This is a genomic window from Vallitalea maricola (assembly GCF_036985595.1).
Classification (GTDB): domain Bacteria; phylum Bacillota; class Clostridia; order Lachnospirales; family Vallitaleaceae; genus Vallitalea; species Vallitalea maricola.
The window spans coordinates 1-214 of sequence record NZ_BTPU01000415.1 but is presented as its reverse complement, the minus strand read 5'-3'; the positions used below and the strand labels follow the sequence as shown (position 1 = coordinate 214).

Annotated in this window: 1 protein-coding gene; it reads left to right on the top strand. The window is 26.2% G+C overall.

Going from position 1 to position 214, the window contains the following annotated elements:
- A partial coding sequence (locus AACQ14_RS24495) for a hypothetical protein (RefSeq protein WP_339366137.1) occupies window positions 1-193 on the top strand: 193 nt, incomplete at its 5' end.
- Window positions 194-214 lie beyond the last annotated feature (21 nt).

Genomic DNA, 214 nt, shown 5'->3' with positions numbered 1-214 from the left:
TACGGATATATATATTTGCTGTTACATATATAGTTTAACAAGTACAATGGACGTTATCTTGATAATAAATGTTGGAAATAGTATTGGATTTGATGTTTTTTGCTCAATTGTTATGGAAAATTTTAAGATGAATAGAGAAATTTATTACGAATGTCTATTCAATATTCATGCAAAAGGTGATTATGAGACATGAATTAGTTTTTTTATGGAAGGG